The sequence below is a fragment of the Deltaproteobacteria bacterium genome (assembly GCA_016178705.1).
Taxonomy (GTDB): domain Bacteria; phylum Desulfobacterota; class Binatia; order HRBIN30; family JACQVA1; genus JACOST01.
The window spans coordinates 376,769-394,706 of sequence record JACOST010000028.1 but is presented as its reverse complement, the minus strand read 5'-3'; the positions used below and the strand labels follow the sequence as shown (position 1 = coordinate 394,706).

At 63.1% G+C, this 17,938-nt stretch carries 20 protein-coding genes and 2 tRNA genes; 11 read left to right on the top strand and 11 right to left on the bottom strand.

The window, feature by feature from the left end; genetic code table 11:
* Nucleotides 1-39 precede the first annotated feature (39 nt).
* The 10 genes from HYR72_18830 to HYR72_18785 form a co-directional block, all read right to left on the bottom strand.
* Nucleotides 40-113 (bottom strand) — tRNA-Pro (locus HYR72_18830).
* 37 nt (nt 114-150) lie between these two features.
* Nucleotides 151-426, bottom strand: a complete 276-nt coding sequence (locus HYR72_18825; GenBank protein ID MBI1817037.1) for a hypothetical protein — start codon at nt 424-426, stop codon at nt 151-153.
* Nucleotides 427-551: 125 nt separating this feature from the next.
* Nucleotides 552-929: a MerR family transcriptional regulator gene (locus tag HYR72_18820; protein MBI1817036.1), complete on the bottom strand. Its 378-nt coding sequence runs from the start codon at nt 927-929 to the stop codon at nt 552-554.
* Between the two features lie 7 nt (nt 930-936).
* Nucleotides 937-1,215, bottom strand: coding sequence for an integration host factor subunit alpha (locus tag HYR72_18815; GenBank protein MBI1817035.1), 279 nt, complete (start codon nt 1,213-1,215; stop codon nt 937-939).
* A gap of 39 nt (nt 1,216-1,254) precedes the next feature.
* Nucleotides 1,255-3,660 (bottom strand): phenylalanine--tRNA ligase subunit beta, encoded by a 2,406-nt coding sequence (locus HYR72_18810; protein MBI1817034.1) that lies wholly within the window; start codon nt 3,658-3,660, stop codon nt 1,255-1,257.
* Nucleotides 3,661-3,669: 9 nt separating this feature from the next.
* Nucleotides 3,670-4,692, bottom strand: coding sequence for a phenylalanine--tRNA ligase subunit alpha (pheS, locus tag HYR72_18805; protein ID MBI1817033.1), 1,023 nt, complete (start codon nt 4,690-4,692; stop codon nt 3,670-3,672).
* A gap of 77 nt (nt 4,693-4,769) precedes the next feature.
* A complete protein-coding gene (gene rplT / locus HYR72_18800) occupies nt 4,770-5,129 on the bottom strand; it encodes a 50S ribosomal protein L20 (protein ID MBI1817032.1) in 360 nt (119 codons plus the stop codon).
* Nucleotides 5,130-5,198: 69 nt separating this feature from the next.
* Nucleotides 5,199-5,396 (bottom strand): 50S ribosomal protein L35, encoded by a 198-nt coding sequence (rpmI, locus tag HYR72_18795; GenBank protein ID MBI1817031.1) that lies wholly within the window; start codon nt 5,394-5,396, stop codon nt 5,199-5,201.
* Nucleotide 5,397: 1 nt separating this feature from the next.
* Complete coding sequence (gene thrS, locus HYR72_18790) at nt 5,398-7,347, bottom strand: threonine--tRNA ligase (GenBank protein ID MBI1817030.1); 1,950 nt, start codon at nt 7,345-7,347, stop codon at nt 5,398-5,400.
* Nucleotides 7,348-7,476: 129 nt separating this feature from the next.
* Nucleotides 7,477-7,548: transfer RNA gene (locus HYR72_18785), tRNA-Val, on the bottom strand.
* 1,153 nt (nt 7,549-8,701) lie between these two features.
* Between HYR72_18785 and HYR72_18780 the strand changes: the two genes are divergently transcribed.
* From HYR72_18780 to HYR72_18745, 8 genes are all read left to right on the top strand, one after another.
* Nucleotides 8,702-9,382: a hypothetical protein gene (locus HYR72_18780; GenBank protein ID MBI1817029.1), complete on the top strand. Its 681-nt coding sequence runs from the start codon at nt 8,702-8,704 to the stop codon at nt 9,380-9,382.
* A gap of 49 nt (nt 9,383-9,431) precedes the next feature.
* Nucleotides 9,432-9,674, top strand: coding sequence for a DUF4160 domain-containing protein (locus tag HYR72_18775; GenBank protein ID MBI1817028.1), 243 nt, complete (start codon nt 9,432-9,434; stop codon nt 9,672-9,674).
* A complete protein-coding gene (locus tag HYR72_18770) occupies nt 9,649-9,960 on the top strand; it encodes a DUF2442 domain-containing protein (GenBank protein ID MBI1817027.1) in 312 nt (103 codons plus the stop codon). The genes HYR72_18775 and HYR72_18770 overlap by 26 nt, the downstream gene beginning before the upstream one ends.
* 42 nt (nt 9,961-10,002) lie before the next feature.
* Nucleotides 10,003-10,371 carry a VOC family protein gene (locus tag HYR72_18765; GenBank protein MBI1817026.1) on the top strand — a complete coding sequence of 123 codons (369 nt, stop codon included), beginning with the start codon at nt 10,003-10,005 and terminating at the stop codon, nt 10,369-10,371.
* A gap of 275 nt (nt 10,372-10,646) precedes the next feature.
* Nucleotides 10,647-11,207: a sigma-70 family RNA polymerase sigma factor gene (locus HYR72_18760; GenBank protein ID MBI1817025.1), complete on the top strand. Its 561-nt coding sequence runs from the start codon at nt 10,647-10,649 to the stop codon at nt 11,205-11,207.
* Nucleotides 11,200-13,080, top strand: coding sequence for a VOC family protein (locus HYR72_18755; GenBank protein MBI1817024.1), 1,881 nt, complete (start codon nt 11,200-11,202; stop codon nt 13,078-13,080). Before HYR72_18760 ends, HYR72_18755 begins: the two co-directional genes overlap by 8 nt.
* A gap of 71 nt (nt 13,081-13,151) precedes the next feature.
* Nucleotides 13,152-13,601, top strand: a complete 450-nt coding sequence (locus HYR72_18750) for a VOC family protein (protein MBI1817023.1) — start codon at nt 13,152-13,154, stop codon at nt 13,599-13,601.
* Nucleotides 13,602-13,829: 228 nt separating this feature from the next.
* Complete coding sequence (locus HYR72_18745; GenBank protein ID MBI1817022.1) at nt 13,830-14,297, top strand: VOC family protein; 468 nt, start codon at nt 13,830-13,832, stop codon at nt 14,295-14,297.
* 174 nt (nt 14,298-14,471) lie between these two features.
* Here the strand turns inward: HYR72_18745 and HYR72_18740 are convergent, their stop codons facing one another.
* Nucleotides 14,472-15,458 (bottom strand): alpha/beta hydrolase, encoded by a 987-nt coding sequence (locus tag HYR72_18740; protein ID MBI1817021.1) that lies wholly within the window; start codon nt 15,456-15,458, stop codon nt 14,472-14,474.
* 38 nt (nt 15,459-15,496) lie between these two features.
* Between HYR72_18740 and HYR72_18735 the strand changes: the two genes are divergently transcribed.
* From HYR72_18735 to mauD, 3 genes are read left to right on the top strand one after another with little or no spacing between them, the layout of a single operon-like run.
* Nucleotides 15,497-16,738 (top strand): hypothetical protein, encoded by a 1,242-nt coding sequence (locus HYR72_18735; protein ID MBI1817020.1) that lies wholly within the window; start codon nt 15,497-15,499, stop codon nt 16,736-16,738.
* Nucleotides 16,735-17,322 carry a methylamine utilization protein MauE gene (locus HYR72_18730; GenBank protein ID MBI1817019.1) on the top strand — a complete coding sequence of 196 codons (588 nt, stop codon included), beginning with the start codon at nt 16,735-16,737 and terminating at the stop codon, nt 17,320-17,322. Before HYR72_18735 ends, HYR72_18730 begins: the two co-directional genes overlap by 4 nt.
* A gap of 2 nt (nt 17,323-17,324) precedes the next feature.
* Nucleotides 17,325-17,936 (top strand): methylamine dehydrogenase accessory protein MauD, encoded by a 612-nt coding sequence (gene mauD, locus HYR72_18725; protein MBI1817018.1) that lies wholly within the window; start codon nt 17,325-17,327, stop codon nt 17,934-17,936.
* Nucleotides 17,937-17,938: the final 2 nt, after the last annotated feature.

Genomic DNA, 17,938 nt, shown 5'->3' with positions numbered 1-17,938 from the left:
GACGAAAAACACTCTCGACTTGAAATGGCGAAGAAAGAATCGGGGCGGCCGGATTTGAACCGGCGACCACTCGCACCCCAAGCGAGTGCGCTACCAGGCTGCGCCACGCCCCGTCTAGTGGCGCAGAGCTACCACGCGCTTCCTACGCATTCAAGAAAGCGGCGCCCGCCGCGCAATCAGTTGCTCCACCGCGTGCGGACTCAAGCGAATCGTGTGACGCCGCTGATCGAGCAGCACCAAGTTCAGATCCCACAGCTCGATGATCGCCCGCGCGAGATTCGCACTCGCCGCACGCACGACTCGCGGCAGCTCGGCCAGACTCACGTCGCACTCCACGCCCCACAGGCAGTACCCCATCGTCAGAAACCGCAACAACGCAAAGGCGACTTCCGGACCACCACGTTCTCGCACCACGGCATCGAGCATTCGGTCTCCCTTCACCGACACGAAGAGAGCAACGCCTATGCCAGCAATTCCACGCGGACGCCGACCTGACGGGCACCCTTCCGCACGATTTTGGGTACAGCTCGCCAAAAAGCTGACGCGCACGCTCAGCTCAGCAGCTTGTAGAGCGACTCGAGGTCCTTTTTGATCTTGATCAGCGCGTTGCGATACGTGCGCTCGCCGAGCGGCAGCGCCATTTGCTGGCGCGGCTCTGGGCGTGGTTCAGTCGCCGGCTGAGCCTTGAGCCGCTTCTTCGCCCCTTCAATAGTGAAGCGCTCCTGGTGCAGCAGGCGCTTGATTTCGAGCAACGTCTCCACATCGCGCCGACGATAGAGGCGATGCTTGGCGCGGGTCTTGGTCGGCTTGAGAACGCTGAACTCGGTCTCCCAGTAACGCAAGACGTACGGCTTCACGCCGACGATGCCGGCGACCTCGCCGATCTTGTAGTAAAGCTTGTCGGGAACTTGCGCCTTGGCGGTGGGCACAACTCCCTCAGTCGGGATTCATCGACTTCTTCAAGACCGGGCTGGCCTTGAAGGTGAGCACCTTGCGCTCGGTGATGATGATCTCATCGCCGGTTTGCGGATTGCGGCCTTTGCGGGGGCGCTTGTGATGGACGACGAAGTTGCCGAAGCCGGAGATCTTGACCTTCTCGCCGCGTTCGAGGCGACCCTTGATCAGCTCGAAGATCGACTCGACGACGTCGCTGGCTTCCTTCTTCGAAAAGCCGACGCGTTCGTAAATGCGCTCCACGATATCGCCCTTCGTCATCGTCACGGCGCGTCCTCCCGGCAGCGTGCCAGCTACCCGTTAGCGGCGGAACTCGATGGGCAACGCGGCGCTTAGGTCCGCGATCAGTTGTTGATGGAGGCGATTGACCTCGTCGTCGGTCAGCGTGCGGTCGGCGACTCGATAGGCGATCGAATACGCCAAACTTTTCTCGCCTTCTGGGATCGGTGGTCCTGTGTATTCGTCGAACAGCACAACCCGCTCCACCATCTGAGGGTTCCACTGGTGCACGAAGCGAACAACCCGCTCGGATGCGAAGTCGGCCTCGGCCACCACCGCCACATCACGCACAACCGCTGGAAATCGTGGCAAATCCGCGAAAACAGAGCGGGGCGGAAGATACTCAAGGGCTTGGTCCAAGTCAAGTTCAAAAAGCCAACATGGCTGATCCAGTCCCAACTCAGCTTCGGTCTCGGGGTGCAGCGCGCCGACGATCGCGATCGGCACCGCGTCGATCATCGCCAGCGCTGACTTGCCGGGATGAAACGCGCGCTGCCCTTCGCCAGGACGCTCCCAGCGCACGCGATCGAGAATGCGCAATCGCCCCAGCACGCTCTCCAACGCACCCTTGGCATCGACGAACTCGACCGCGGTGCGCGGCCCGCCGAGACCGGCGCTAGGGAGCTTGCCGGACATTACTGCCGCGAGCCGGTGCCCTTCCGCCGGTTTGTCGGTCATCCAAAATGCCTTGCCGACGGCAAAGGCGGCGACATCGATTTCGCCGACGTTGTGATTCGTCCGCGCGGCGAGCACCAAACTCGGGCACAAGCTGAATCGCAGCTCGGGCTCGTCGGTGATGATGGGATTGAGCACGCGCACCGGCTCGGCGGCCGGCACACCGACGCCACGGAACAGTTGATTCAGTCGCGTCGAGGTGAAGCTCCACATCACCATCTCGTTGAAACCCTGCGCCGCCAACATGCGGCGCAGTTCCGCCTCCCACTCGCTCACTACCGGTCGTCCACCGCCGAGCAACTCGACCGTCGGCAACGCCACCGGTATGCGATCGTATCCCAGGACTCGGATCACTTCTTCGATGAGATCGATCTCGCGTTCGAGATCGTGACGGTACGAAGGCACCGCAACCGCCAACACCTGCGCCGACTTCCCCTTCACGGCCGCGCCGAGACGCCGCAGCGCGCTGGTAGCCTCGGCGCGCGACACCGGCACGCCCAACATGAACTCGATGCGCGGCACGCGCAGGTCGATCGTCGTGCGCGGTCGCGGGGCGGGACAGGCTTCGACAACGCCCGGCGCGATCTGGCCGTGGGCCAGCTCCGCGATCAGCGCTGCCGCGCGGTCGATCGCCGGAACGACTCCTTCGACATCGACGCCGCGCTCGAACCGATACGACGCCTCGCTGCGCAATCCCATGCGCTTGGCCGTCCGCCGCACCGACGCGGGATCGAAGCGCGCACTTTCGAGCAAAATGTTTCGCGTCTGCGCCGTGACTTCGGAGTTCGCACCACCCATCACGCCCGCGATCGCCACCGCGTCCGCACCGGTGCTGATCAGGAGATCGTTCGAGTCAAGTTCGCGCTCGCGGTCATCGAGCGTGCGCATGCGGCGATCGCGGCCGGCGCGGCGCACGACGATCTCGCGACGCGGTAGGCTATCGTAGTCGAACGCGTGCAGCGGTTGCCCGCGCTCCAGCATCACGTAGTTGGTGACATCGACGATGTTGTTGATCGGCCGCAGATCGGCCGCGATCAACCGGCGCTGCAACCACGGCGGCGACGGCCCGATCTGCACGTCGGCGATGTAGCGCGCCGCGTAGCGTGCGCACCCCGCCGGATCATCGATCCGCACCGCAATGCGCGCTACCGCGGGTTCGCCGCGCTCGCGCAGCCGGAACGCCGGCTGGCGCAACTTCACCTCGTAGAGCGCGGCGATTTCGCGCGCCAACCCGAGGATGCTCAGGCAATCGCCGCGATTCGGCGTCGGCGCCACTTCGAGAATGGTCTCCTCAATCCCGAGATGGCGCGCCAACGGCACGCCCGGCTCGGCGTCGGTCGCGAGCACCAGCAAGCCGCTCGCGTCTTCACCGAGACCGAGTTCGACCTCGGAGCACAGCATCCCCGCGGATCGTACACCGCGCACTTCCGCAACCTCTATCCGTCGGCCGTCGGGCAGTTTCGTTCCTGGCGTTGCATAGGGCACGCGCAATCCCGCTTGCACGTTCGACGCGCCGCACACGACCTGATGCAACTCGTTCCCGATGCCGCGCACGCGGCACAGACTCAGCCGATCCGCCTGCGGATGACGCTCGAATGAAACCACTTCGCCAACCACCACGCCGTCCAACTCGCGACCGCGCTCTTCGATGCGCTCGACTTCAATGCCGGCGAGCGTCAGCCGCTCCGCCAACTCTGCCGCCGACACCGTGATGTCGACGAACTCGCGTAACCAACTCAACGGAACTTTCATCGCTGTCGCTCAGAACTGGCGCAGGAAGCGCAGGTCGCTGCCGTAGAGTAGTCGGATGTCGGTGATCTCGTACTTCAACATCGCCACCCGTTCGATGCCGATGCCGAAGGCGAAGCCCGACACTTGCTCGGGATCGTAGCCGACGAAGCGAAACACGTTCGGATCGACCAAACCGCAGCCCAGGATTTCGAGCCAGCCGGTGGCTTTACAGAGCCGGCATGTCGTATCGCGACCGCCGCATTGGAAACACTCGATGTCGACTTCCGCGCTCGGTTCGGTGAATTGAAAGAACGACGGCCGGAAGCGCACGCGCGTCGCGCTGCCGAACAGGCGCTGCAGCGCCAGCGTCAGCACGCCTTTGAGATCGGCGAAGGTGACGCGCTTGTCGACCATCAGGCCTTCGATCTGATGAAACATCGGCGAGTGCGTCATGTCGTAGTCGTGGCGATAGGCGGCGCCCGGCACGATCACCCGCAGCGGCGGGGGCTGCGCCTCCATGACACGGATCTGCACGGGCGACGTGTGCGTGCGCAACACTAACTCGTCGCTGACGAACAGCGTGTCTTGCATGTCGCGCGCCGGATGGTCGTGCGGAATGTTGAGCGCCTCGAAGTTGTGGTAGTCGTCCTCGACATCGGGTCCTTCGACCACGGAGAAGCCCAGCCCGCCGAACACCGCGATCAGTTCCTCCATCACTTGCGTCAGCGGGTGGAGGCTGCCGGGCAAGCGACGGCGGCCGGGCAAGGTGATGTCGACGCGCTCCTCGGACGCGCGGCGCGCGCGTTCGGCCGCCCGCAAATCGACGAGCGTCTGTGTGATGCGGGTTTCGAGTTCGTCCTTGATCGCGTTGAGCACCACGCCCATCGCAGGGCGGTCCTCGGGCGCTACGTCGCGCATCTGGCGCACGACCAGGGTGAGTTCACCCTTGCGACCGAGGTACTGGACACGCAATAGCTCGATCTCGGCATCGGTCTTCGCGATGGCCAACGCGGCGAGTGCTGCGCTGCGGATCTGTTCGAGCGTCTCTTTCATTCCCCACAAACGACAAACCACGAGGCCCGCGCGGACCTCATGGTTTGTTGTGCAATGTTGGAACTACGTGAGGCCGCCTAGGCGGCGAGGTGCGACTTCGCGAGGTTGGCGACTTCCGCAAAACCCGCGAGATCGCGCGCGGCGAGATCGGCCAGCATCTTGCGATCGATCGTGATGCCGCCTTTCTTCAAGCCATTCATTAACCGACTGTACGACAACCCGAGTTGGCGCGCGGCCGCGTTAATACGCATCACCCACAGGCTGCGGAACTCGCGCTTCTTCACCTTGCGATCGCGGTAGGCGTAGACGAGGCCGCGCTCGACCGTCTCGCGCGCTTGGCGATACTGCTTGCGCCGGCCACCGACGTTGCCTTTCGCCAGCTTGAGGATCTTCTTGTGACGGGCCTTCCCTTTGGTCCCGCGCTTTACTCGGGGCATGCTCCGGTTCTCCTTACTCGTGCGACTAGTGCGCGTCGGCGTTTAGCATCCGCGCCCTTGCCACACAAGCTACATGTACGGAATCAACCGCTTGATCGCGCGCTCGTTGGAGGGGTGGACGATGCCGCCGTGGCGCAGTTGGCGCTTCTGTTTGGCCGTCTTGCACGTCAATTGGTGGCGCAGGAACGCCTTGCGGCGGCGCACCTTGCCTGTCCCCGTCACTTTGAAACGTTTCGCCGTTCCCCGACTGGTCTTGATCTTTGGCATATCAGCTTCCTGTCTGTTGGTTGTGAGTGGACTCTGCAGTGGCGCCGATCTTGGCTTCGGCAGTGAGCTTGGCAATGAACGCGTCGACAGTCATGGGCGGCAGATTCTCCCCGCTTCGCGCCCGTGGCGCAACCGTCTGGCTCTCGGCTTCCTTGTAGCCGACCACGAGCATGTACGGCAGCTTCTCCAACTGCGCTTCGCGAATCTTGAGGCCGAGCTTCTCGTTGCGCTCGTCCAGTTCGACACGGACGCCGGCTTGCTTAAGCTGCGCGACGACCTCGCGGCCATATGATTCCTGGCGCTCGGTGAGCGTCAGCACGCGCGCCTGAACCGGCGCCAGCCACAGCGGAAGCTTGCCGGCGGTCTGTTCGAGCAGGATTGCAATGAAGCGTTCGAGCGAGCCGAGCACGGCGCGGTGCAACATCACCGGCGTCGCTTCGGCATTGTCCGCCGTCACGTAGGTCAGACCGAAGCGCTCCGGCATAGCGCAGTCGATCTGCACCGTCGCCAACGTCCACGACCGCTCCAACACGTCGCGGAAGTCGAAGCCGATCTTCGGGCCGTAGAAGGCGCCCTCCCCGGCCAGCACGGTGAGCGGATAGCCCAGCTTGTCGACCACGCGCCGCAATGCGGCTTCGGCGGAGTCCCACAACTCGACGCGGCCGAGGAATTTCTCCGGACGGGTTTGCAGCGACACCTCGACGCGGTCGAAGCCGAAGGCGTCGTAGACTTCGCGCGTCATGGAGACAAAACGGTCGAGCTCGTCGTCGAGTTGCTCCGGCGTGCAGTAGATGTGCGCATCGTCCTGCGCCATTGAGCGCACGCGCGTGAGGCCGGACAACGTGCCCGACGGCTCGAAGCGATGCAGCCGGCTGAAGTCGGCGAAGCGTACCGGCAGATCGCGGTACGAATGCTTCTGCGTGTTATAGAGGTAGCAATGCCCCGGGCAGTTCATCGGCTTGACGCCGTACTCCTCTTCGTCGACCGCCATAAGAAACATATCGCTGCGAAAGAGGTCGTAGTGCCCCGAGGTCTTGTACAGCTCGGTCTTGTAGATCAGCGGCGTGATCACTTCGGTGTAACCGTAGCGACCGTAGAGGCTGCGGATGTACTCCACCAGCAGGTTGTAAACCGTCGCGCCTTTGGGATGGAAGAACGGCGACCCGGGTGCGATCGGATGCAACGTGAAGAGATCGAGCGCGGGGCCAAGACGGCGATGATCGCGTTGCTTCGCCTCTTCGATGCGCTTGAGATACGCCTCGAGGTCCTTGCCGTTCGCCCACGCGGTGCCGTAGATGCGTTGCAGCATCTCGTTGTGTTCGTCGCCGCGCCAGTACGCGCCGGCGAGGCTGGTGAGCTTGAAGGCCTTAAGCCGCGAGGTGGAGGGCACATGCGGGCCGCGACACAGATCGACGAACTCGCCCTGGCGATAGAGCGACACGTGATCGCCTTCGATGCCTTCGATGATCTCGACCTTGTACGCTTCGCCCATACCGCGGAACATCGCGATGGCCTCGGCTTTAGGAAGCTCTTCGCGCGTGACCCGAAAGTCGGCCTTGACGATCTCCTTCATCGTAGCTTCGATCTTCGGCAGATCTTCGGGCGTGAAGCCGCCTTCCTTCTTGAAGTCGTAGAAGAAGCCGTTGTCGATCACCGGGCCGATCGTGACCTGCGTGTCGGGCCACAAACGCTTCACCGCTTGCGCCATCAAATGTGCGCAGGAATGCCGCAGCACTTCGAGGCCGTCGGGCGATTCGTTGTCGACCGGCGTGAGCGTGCAGTCTTCCGTTAGCAGGCGCGAGAGATCGATGATCGTATCGCCGGCTTTGGCCGCGACGACGCGGTTGTCCTTCGTCAGCAGCTTGTGCACCCGCAACGCGTCGGCGGCAGTGATGCCGCTGGCGAGTTCGCGACGTTCGCCGTCGGGGTATGTGATCGTGATGTCAGCCATCGTGATGGGGAATGCAGGCGATCAATTTGAGAGTAGGTGCGGCAGGGCAAGCCCCGCACGGCTGATGACGAGTCCGGAAGTGTCGCGGTGATATCGCGCGTTACCCGCGCCGACGGCGCACCGTCAGAATAGGCACGGGCGGGATTGAACCGCCGACCTCTTCCGTGTCAAGGAAGCGCTCTCCCACTGAGCTACGTGCCTGTATCACACTCCTCCCGCTCGCAGTCGGCAGTTATCGGACCACCAAAACGCCAGAGCAGTTAGCCGGTAGTGGGTACCAATAACCCCCCGCCTGGTCAAGCAAGTGGTTTCCACGCGCGCGATCCACATGGCGCTCTCGCGCTGGCGACAACGTCGCGCATCCGCTCAGTCAGTAGGGTCCGCTTGCGCGGACCGTCGCGCATCAGCGCGAAGGGCAGAAGCGGCACGAGCGGTCGGACTGCCCACGACTCGCCCATCATCGCCACGACGATGATTTACACGCACGTGCTCAATAGCTCGCGGTGGTCACGGCGTGGTCAGCCCGGCGGATCGCCCGTGATGGCGGTCTGGACGTTGCTGCGTTGGCTCGCCGAGCGGCGGGTCAACGGGCCCGATTGTACATGAGTGCGCGTTCCACAGTTCCTTGAGTTGGTAGCGAACTCTGGAGTAAGAGGCACCCATGAGTGCACCGGCGTTGACCCACGAATTCTGGCGTGGGTTGTCGGATTCGTTGCTAGTTCAAAGTTGAGCGTTGAGGTACGTCATGGAGTTCATGTTCAAGTGCGCCGTCTGTGGAAAACCATACCAGCACGGGCCAGGTCTTTACGAAGGCCACAAATTGGAACTTTATGGCGACATCTTCTGCTGCGATCCTTGCTGGCGCGGCAACTGGGATGGTTGGGCGCCGCACTGCGAAGGCGCTTTGCTCGCTCATCTGAAGGAAAGGGGCTTGCCCGTTCCAAAGCGAAATGCCAAGGGTTGGCTGCCGCGTGACTAACAGAGAGTCGTCGCCACCGATCTCAGTCTTTCCAACGGACGCGGCGAAAGGACCGCCGCGTGCCTGACCGCCTGCGTTAGCAGCCCGATGAAAAAGTCCGCATAGGTGCGGCGAGAACTGATATAGGAATCCCACCAGGGCGCGCCTGGGCTGGGGGGACCGCGGATGGCGATGGGACGACGCGAGGGTGATCAATAAGCATGTGGGTGGCGCGGCCGCCGGGGCACGCGTTCTACAGACAAGCTGAACGAGATCCTCGACGCAATCGGCTATCCCAACCTCATCGCGTTCGAATTGCGTTCCACGACCAAACGACGTGTGGCATAGTTATGCTGTCCACCAAAGCGGGGGAACTTCACACAGGAGCGAACTCCCATGAGCATGTTGGGTAGAATTTTCGGCACTCCGGAAGAACGCAACGCAAGGGACCTTCTGAAGAAAGCCAAGGCGGAAACCTCAGAAGTTTACGGCCCCTTGGGCGACTTGTCTCTCGCGATCGTGAGAGCGGCGTGGGATTCCTATCAGGATTTTGCTAGCTCATTGCAGTTTTCGATCGAGGGGCAACCGACCGAACAGCAAATGCTGGTCTTCTACGAGCTCCTCTACTTCTTCATTCATGTCACGTTCAGGACCGCCGCAAAGCAGGGGTTGACTGAAACACAGATATCGAAGCTTCAAGGCTATATGGGCCCTCAGTTGTCCCAAACGGCGGTAGACACCTTCTGCAGGCATTGGCCTGCCGAGTTGAAGAAGCGAATCGCGCACGATTTCCTCAAGAAGGTCAATGATGCCGAAGTTGATTACTCTGAGTGTCGGGTTCTTATGCTGAAGGACAAACCATTTGAGAAGGAGTCTCTGTTCGGCAAGCTTTCGCACAATGTCGCGCAGCTGTGGGGAAGCCCGTCCGATCCCGTGGTCATCATAGCGGCGATGACTTCAGCAGCGAAAGCGTTCGCGAGCATGCCGCTTGACAGATCGATTCACGACGTCGCGATGGTGATTGATCGGGTAGAGTTCGATGCCCTCGCGGCGCTGAGGGATCGTCCTTGGCCTTAGAAGTAGAAGTCGAGTCAAGCCCGATGCGGCCTTAGGCGTATCCCCTGTCATGCCGACGCTCTTGAGAAACGGGCCGTATCGCGTGTATTTCTTCAGCCATGAGCCGAACGAACCGGCGCACGTGCATGTGGACCGCGATGACTGCTCCGCCAAGTTCTGGTTGCAGCCGCTCGCCTTGGCGCGGAACTTTGGCTTCCCGCCCAACGAACTGCGGAAGGTGAAGACCTTGATCGAGAACATTTGCGACAAACTGCTGGAGGCATGGCATGGGTATCCTCGCGCTCAGCGCTGATGAGAGAGTCCGAGATGTCCGAGTTTCCGCAGACACGCTGACGGTCGACTTGATGGATGGCCGTACTATCTCTGTGCCGCTGCTGTGGTATCCCAGGTTGGCTGCTGGCACATCGAAGCAACGAGCCAACTGGCAACCTTGCGCAGCCGGGTACGGCATCCATTGGCCGGACCTCGACGAGGATCTCAGCACCGAGGGCTTGCTACGCGGAGCACCGGCACCGCGATCGTCGGCACCACGCCTATCAAAGGTATCCAGCGGACGGCGAAAAGCGCGCCGCGGCTGAGGGCTGAACGCCTGAGCGTTTGGCCAGCACCTAGTGACTCCCATGATCGATCACTTCAATCTTCCGGTCAGCGATCTTGCGCGCAGCCGCCGCTTCTACGAGCGCGTGCTAGCACCGCTGGGGTTTCAATTTCTCATGCAGGATGGCGACGCCGTCGGGTTCGGAACGGACACGTGGCGGTTTGGCATCGTCGCAACGCTGACACCGTTTCCAAGTTTGCATCTCGCGTTCACCGCCGGCAGCCGGGTTGCGGTTGACGGATTTTTCGAAGCTGCCACATCGCTCGGAGCGCAAGCCAACGGTCCCCCTGGAATCCGGCCGCACTACGATCCCGATTACTACGCCGCGTTCGTGCTTGATCCCGACGGGCACAACATCGAGGCAGTCTGCCGCAAGCGGAGCGCTGGCTAACCCTCCGAATTGGCCCTGAGGTCACAAGACGAACTCACCGCCGAGATCGCCAAGACCGCAGAGAGGTTCGACCCATCACACCACCGCGCATCACCGCCCCAGCGATCCAACCTCATCCCCGATGGGATTTGCAATGAAGGGCGAATTCTTACTCTCGCACGGGCCCTGCGCCCTCGCGTTCTCCGCGGTGAAGCCATTTTCTTATCTCAGACCGACAAAGTGAGCTCACCACCGTAACCCTTTTGCACCTTGGCTGGTTGTAACGGTAGAAGACCATGGCTGCGGGAGACGTTGCATTGAAGGTTCGCGCACCAGAATCGGCTGAACGGGTCGCGATCGAGGCCGCGCAAAATGACCCCAGCCGGTTCGCGGAACTTTACGAGAACAACTTCGAACGCGTGTACGCCTTCATCGCGCGCCGCGTCGGCGACCGCGACGAAGCCCAGGACCTGACCTCCGACGTCTTCCATCGGGCGCTCGCCAATCTCGGACACTTCGAGTGGCGCGGCGTGCCATTCGCCGCCTGGTTGTTCCGCATCGCTTCAAACGCCATCGCCGATCGAGCACAGCGTGCGGCCAAGGCGCGCACGATCGCACCGCTCGATGATGGTCCAGAGCCAGTCGGCCTCGAAGAGATCGAACACCGCGCGCGGCTCTTCCGGCTGGTTGACCTACTCCCGGCGGAGCAGCGCCGCGTCATCGTCATGCGTTTCGCTGCGGAGAAGAAGATTGGCGAAATCGCGCGCGAGCTCGGGCGTAGCGAAGGCGCCGTCAAGCAGTTGCAGTTTCGCGCGCTGCAGAATCTGCGCGCGCGCATAGGTAAAGACAATGGCTAAGCGAAGCCTGAGCGAACAACTCGACGAGGCCCTGGAGGCGACCATGGCTGCCCCCGATAGCCCGCTGCCGCGCGTCGATGCGAGTCTGGCCGCGTTGTTGCGCATCGCCGCCGATCTGCGTGATCTGCCGCGCGAGGATTTCAAAGCGCGTCTCAAGAACGATCTCCAGACCAGCGGATCAACACCCGGCAAAGTGAAGCCGGTCCCCGAGGGCTATCACACCGCGACGCCGTGTTTGGTCATCCGGGACGCGGCCCGCGCGATCGAATTCTACAAGCAGGCGTTCGGAGCGATGGAACTAACCCGCCACGCCGACCCCAATGGAACGATCCTGCACGCGGAAATCCAGGTCGGCGATTCGCGGATCGCGATCGCGGACGAAGTCGAGGAGTGGGGCAACTACAGCCCGCAGTCGCTCGGTGGCTCGCCAGTAATCATGTCGCTCTACGTCGACGACGTCGATGCGCTCGCCGACCGAGCAATCGCCGGCGGTGCGAAAATGATCTTCCCCATCGCCGATCAGTTCTACGGCGACCGCTGCGGTCGATTGGCGGATCCGTTTGGCCACATTTGGATTGTCTCGACGCACACCGAAGACGTCTCGCCTGAAGAAATGCAGAGACGAATGCAAGCGTCGACGCAACAACCGCCAGCCGCGGAAGCCGGCGCCGAGCAAGCCAAGCCCTCGTACACCGTCGAGCCATACTTTCCGGTGCGCGGCGCGGCCAGACTGATCGACTTCCTCCAACAGGCATTCGGAGCGGAAGAGACCTCGCGCGATCTGCGGCCGGACGGCACGATCGCGCACGCCGAGGTCAGGATCGGCGATTCGCTGATCTCGACCGGCGACTCGGCGGAAATCGAGCCGATGCCGACCGCCATTCATCTCTACGTTCCCGATACCGATGCGGTGTACCTGCGCGCGCTGCGCGCGGGCTCCACATCGATGGAAGAACCAGCGGATCAGGACTATGGCGAACGCAGCGCGGGCGTGCGCGACCCGTTCGGCAATCATTGGTACATCGCCACTTACATGGGAGCCCACGCCCGCGCGGGCGCGACCCACATCCCGCAGGGCTTGCACGTCGCCACGCCATATCTGCATCCGCACGGGGCGCCTGACCTGATCGACTTCCTGAAGCGCGCCTTCGAGGCGGAGGAGGTCTTCCGCGCGCAAGGTCCCGACGGCACGGTTCATCACGCCAAGATTCGGATCGGCGAATCCATCGTCGAGATGGGCGAGGCGCACGGCCCCTATCAGCCGATGCCGTCGGTCTTCCACTTGTACGTGAACGAGACCGACGCCGCGTACCGACGAGCGCTCGCTGCCGGCGCGCTCTCGCTGAGCGAGCCGGCGAACCAGCCGTGGGGTTTCCGCAACGCTGGCGTGCAGGATCCGGGCGGTAATCAGTGGTGGATCAACACCCCCATCCAGAAAGTCACCGCCCTGGAGAGCGCTGCTCCGTCCGCGCCGATCGCGGTCGCGGCGAGCCCCCCGGAGTTTCGCAGCGTCACGCCATTTCTTCAGGTGCGCGACGTGAGCACGGCGATCGACTTCTTGAAGGAGGCGTTCGGTGCCGAGGTGATCACCTTCGATCGCGGCGGCGACCCGCCGCACGACCACGCCGACCTGCGCATCGGCGACTCGATGGTGATGATGGGCGAAACGATCCCCGGATTCGAACCCACGTCTGCCGCTTTCTATTTGCAGGTTGACGATGCCGACGTAGTGTATCGGCGCGCCCTCAAAGCCGGCCTGACGTCGATGGAAGCGCCGCAGGACAAACCGTGGGGCGACCGCATGGCGCACGTCAAGGACGCCCTCGGCAACTCGTGGTTCATCGCCGCGCAGAAAAAGGACGGACAGCACTAAACGGGTTGGCCGGCTGTGCGAATCTCAGTGCAAAGCGAAGCGACTGACGACCGAGAAAGGAAACCCTTGCGATGACCAACCAACAACCGGTGCTCGGCCTGTTGGACCTCGTCGTTCGCGACATGGATGCCACGCTGGCCTTCTATCGACGCCTCGGCCTGGAGATCCCGGACAGCGCAGTCTGGCGCACCGCCAGCGGCGCCCACCACGTCAACCTGGATTTGCCAAACGGGTTCCACCTCCACTTCGACAGCGTCGCACTGGCGAAGAGCTTCAACCGAGGCTGGCCGGAGCAGGCCGCCACCGGAACGAGGACCATCATAGGATTCTCCGTATCATCGCGGGAGGCCGTCGACGATCGCTACGCTGATCTCGTTGCTACAGGTTACACCGGCCGTCAACCGCCGTACGACACATTCTGGGGCGCCCGCTACGCCGTGATCGAGGATCCTGACGGTAACCATGTCGGCCTCATGAGTCCTCTCGATCCGGCGAGGAGAAGTGCAGGGCCCGCGCTCTGAGAGGTGGGTTAGAGCGAGGCTCCGGCCCCATGTCAGAGGCGGAGTTCCGCGATCTCTTCGCAACCTCGGGTTTCCGGCTGACTCAAGTGGTTCCGACGCCGGCGCGCGTGTGTGTGATCGAGGGAGCGCGCGCATGACTTGCGTGGCTCGGCGGCTGTGGGCATAGCGTCGGTGAAGCGCACCAAGAACGTTGATTCGTCCGTGTCAGAAAAAAGGAGGAGATGACCTATGGCCACGACAGCGAAACCGATTCCGGACGGCCTTCAGCGTGCGACCCCGTACTTGTGTTGCAAGGACGCCGCGGGCGCCATCGAGTTCTACAAGAAGGCATTTGGCGCAATTGAAACGATGCGGCTAGCCGAACCCAGCGGCCGGATCGGGCACGCGGAGATCAAAATCGGCGACGCCCCGATCATGCTCTCCGACGAATACCCCGAGATGGACGTCCGCAGTCCACTGTCGTTCGGCGGCTCGCCGGTGATGATTCATCTCTACGTACCCGACGTGGATGCGCTGACCAAGCAAGCCGTCGCCGCGGGCGCGACACTCGTGCGCCCATTGGAGGATCAGTTCTACGGCGACCGCTCCGGCACGTTGGCGGACCCCTTTGGCCATCGCTGGATGATCGCCACCCACAAGGAAGACGTGTCACCCGAGGAACTGGGAAAACGCTACGCCGCGCTCATGAAGCAATAGGCTCCCCCGCGCCGCATCTGTACAGGACGGCACTCGATACGTTCGCTTCGCTCACTACTCGGGCAAACGGATTCTTGAAGACTTCGAAGAGAGATCCGTTTCCCCGAGTAGAAGCCGAAGGCTTCGTATCGAGGGGCGCTCCTTGCGCAAGGCCCTCGATCAAGAATTCCGAGCTCACGCCTTGTCGCCCAAGACGAACTGGCGAATGGCGGTGACTAACTCGCGCGGACGGTCGAAGTGGACCATATGTCCGGCGCCCGCGATCTCTACGAAGCGCGCATCGTGAAAGCAGCCGAGTCGACGTTGCAGATCGTCCGGCTCAAGGTAGATCGCGCCCGGTTTCTCGCGCCAGAACTCACCCGACTCTGCCCCGTGGATGAGTAGCGCCGGAGCGGTGATGCGCTGCCATAGCGCCATGTGGTACGCGAGGTTGTACGGCCCGGTCAGCGACATCGTGGTCAGCATCGAGTCGAATTTCCACTCCAGCGTCCCGTCTTCGCGCGCTCGCGTGCCCAGCAGCGCCAACTCGCGCGCCTTGGCCTCGAGCAGCCGCGGGTTGCGTTCGCGCAGCCGGCGATATGCGGCATCCAAGTCCTTGAGACCAGGATGGCCGGCAAAGGCGCGGTCGGTGCGCGCAAAGCCGTCGATCGTCCAGCGGACTTCTTCCTCCATGTCGGACGGCGGCGGACCGAGACCCTCGATGATGACGAGGCGCGACGGCACGTCGGGAAAGCACCCGCTGAAATGGCCGACCACCTCCCCGCCCATCGAATGGCCGATCAACACCGGCCGCTCCAAACGCAGCGCGCGCACCATGTTGTGCAGATCGAGCACGAAGTGCCCGAAGCTGTAGTACGGCGTCGTCTCGCTATCGCCGTGCCCGCGCAGATCGAGGGCGAGGACGTGGTACTGATCCAACAGGCCGCGCGCGAGATCGTCGAACGAATGCGAGTGATCGCGCATCCCGTGCACGATGATCAGCGGCGGTGCGTCGGCGTTGCCCCAATCGCGGAAGTGAATGCGCAGCGTGCCGCTGCGGAAAAATCGCTCGCTGTATTCCGGCATGGTGCTGGTGTGTAGCACTCTCGGCGAGTCGAGACGACCGGGCACCCGCGCAAGACGGTTGCAGCGATTGGTCGCTCCGTGGTAGTCGCCGCTCACTGTTTGCGCATTCCTCAGCGTCGACGACGGAGCATCGAGTGAAACTGCGAACCTGGAGTCTGGCACTACTCGTCCTGACCGCGTCACTGGTGGCACGGGCCGACGTTCCGACCGAATCGCCGGGGCGCAGCGAGAAGCTGACGCAACCGTTCAGCGCGCATTGGGTGTGGGTTGGCGACTTGATCCTCGAACGAATCGCGCTCGTGGACCTCGACAGCGGTCGCTTCCTCGGCCTCATCAATGGCGGCTACGGGACCATCTCTCCGCTGTTCTCCACCAAGCGCGCTGAAGTCTACCTGCCCGCGACCTACTACGCCCGCCGCACGCGCGGCGAACGCACAGACGTGTTCGAGATCTACGACGCGACGACGCTCTCGCCGATCGACGAGGTTCGCCTACCACCCATGCGCGCCATCGACGCGGTGTCGCTCGGCCACTCCGCACTCTCCGACGACGAACGCTTCGCGCTGGTGTTCAATTGGACGCCGCGCACGTCCCTCAGCGTCGTCGATGTCGAGAAGCGAACGCTCGCCGGCGAGATCGACATCCCCGGCTGCAGCCTGATCTACACCGCCGGCACACGGCGCTTCTTCTCGCTTTGTGCCGATGGTTCGGCGCTCACGATCACCATCGACGACAACGGTCACGAAGTGAGCAAGGAGCGGAGCCAGCCGTTTTTCGATCCAACCAAAGATCCGGTGACCGAAAAAGCGGTGCGCTTTCACGACCAGTGGATCTTCGTGTCGTTCGAAGGCAAGGCGTACCCGGTCGATGTGTCGGCGGCGCAGCCCCGTTTTCCGGAGCCATGGTCGTTGCTCAGCGACGAGGATCAAAAGGCGACGTGGCGAGTCGGCGGGCTGCAGCACCTCGCCGTGCATGTCGGCACCGGCCGGCTGTACTCGCTCGTTCACCGCGGCGGGAAGGACACGCACAAGGACCCGGGCGACGAGGTCTGGGTCTACGACATTCAGAAACACGCGCGGACGCAGCGTATCAAGCTGCGCAGCCCGGGGCTGACGGTCTACGGCTTTCCCATCGAATTCGGGCGCCGCTGGGCGTGGCCGTTCAATCGGATGTCCGACTGGTTGATCGACACCTTCACGCCCGCGTTTGTCACCCACATCCAAGTCACCTCCGACACCCAGCCGTTGCTGTTCACGGCGTCGCAGTTCAGCGGCGCGGTCGGGGTGTACGACGCGATGAGCGGCCAATTTGTCCGGCATGTTACGCCCGTCGGTTGGACCACGGACATCCTCCTGGCACCGTGGAGTGGAAAGTGAAGGCGTCGATGATTACCGCGTGGTGGTCGCTGGACCCCGTGCTGCGCATCGCCCTGCACACGGGCTTGGCGCTCCTGCTGCTCTCAGCGGCGAGCCACAAGCTGCGTGGCTTCCGTGCATTCAAGGCTGCGCTCGCGGGCTACGATCTGGTGTCGGATCGTTGGCTCACCGAGGTGTCGCGGTTGGTCATCGGCTTTGAACTCGTCACCGGATTGAGCCTGCTTCTTCTCGGCGGGTTCGTCCCCGCGCTCGCGGTCGCGGCGCTGCTGGCGATGTATACCTTCGCCATCGCCATCAACCTGCGGCGCGGCCGGCGCGACATCGATTGCGGCTGCGCCGGGCCGGCGCGGCACGTGCCACTCGGACCGGGACTGGTCGGACGGAACATACTGCTCATAGCCGCCGCGTTGATCGCGGTGTTGCCGGCGACGCCGCGATCATTGGTGTGGCTCGATGCGGTTACTGTGTTCGCCGCAGTCGCGATGCTGGCTTTGCTGTACAGCGCAGCCGAGACGGCGCTCGCCAATGCGGGCCGGCTACGCTCGGCCGATCACTCGCTCCTCACCGAGGCGATGGAGAGCTGAGCATGTTCGACGCGCTGATCATCTCCAACATCGTGCTGTGGATCGCGGTCATTGCGCTGGCCGCCATCGTCTTCGCGTTGATGCGGCAGATCGGCGTCCTGCACGAGCGCGTCGCTCCCGCCGGCGCGCTGATGAGCGGTGGTGGTCCACAGGTGGGTGAGCCGGCGCCTGTCTTCGAAATCGCCGACTGGTCCGGCACGCTTCGCCGCGTCGGCGGCGCCGCGAGCGACGGACTCAGCACCTTGCTTCTGTTCGTGTCGCCCACCTGCCCTGTCTGCAAGACGCTGCTCGCCATTGCAACCGCGGTCGTCTCTAGCGAGCGCACGTGGCTGCGGCTAGTCCTAGCGAGCGACGGTACGCGCGCCGAGCACGACGCGTTCGTGCGCGAACACCGCATCGACCAGTACCCGTACCTGCTCTCCACCGAACTTGGCGTGACGTATCATGTCAGCAAGTTGCCGTACGCGGTGCTGATCGACGCCGCCGGCGTGATCCGCGCCAAAGGCTTGGTCAACACCCGCGAGCATTTGGAGAGTCTGTTTGAAGCCAAGGAACGCGGCGTCGCCTCGGTGCAGGAGTACATCCAACGCGAGCGCAACCGCCGCGTGGCCTAGTT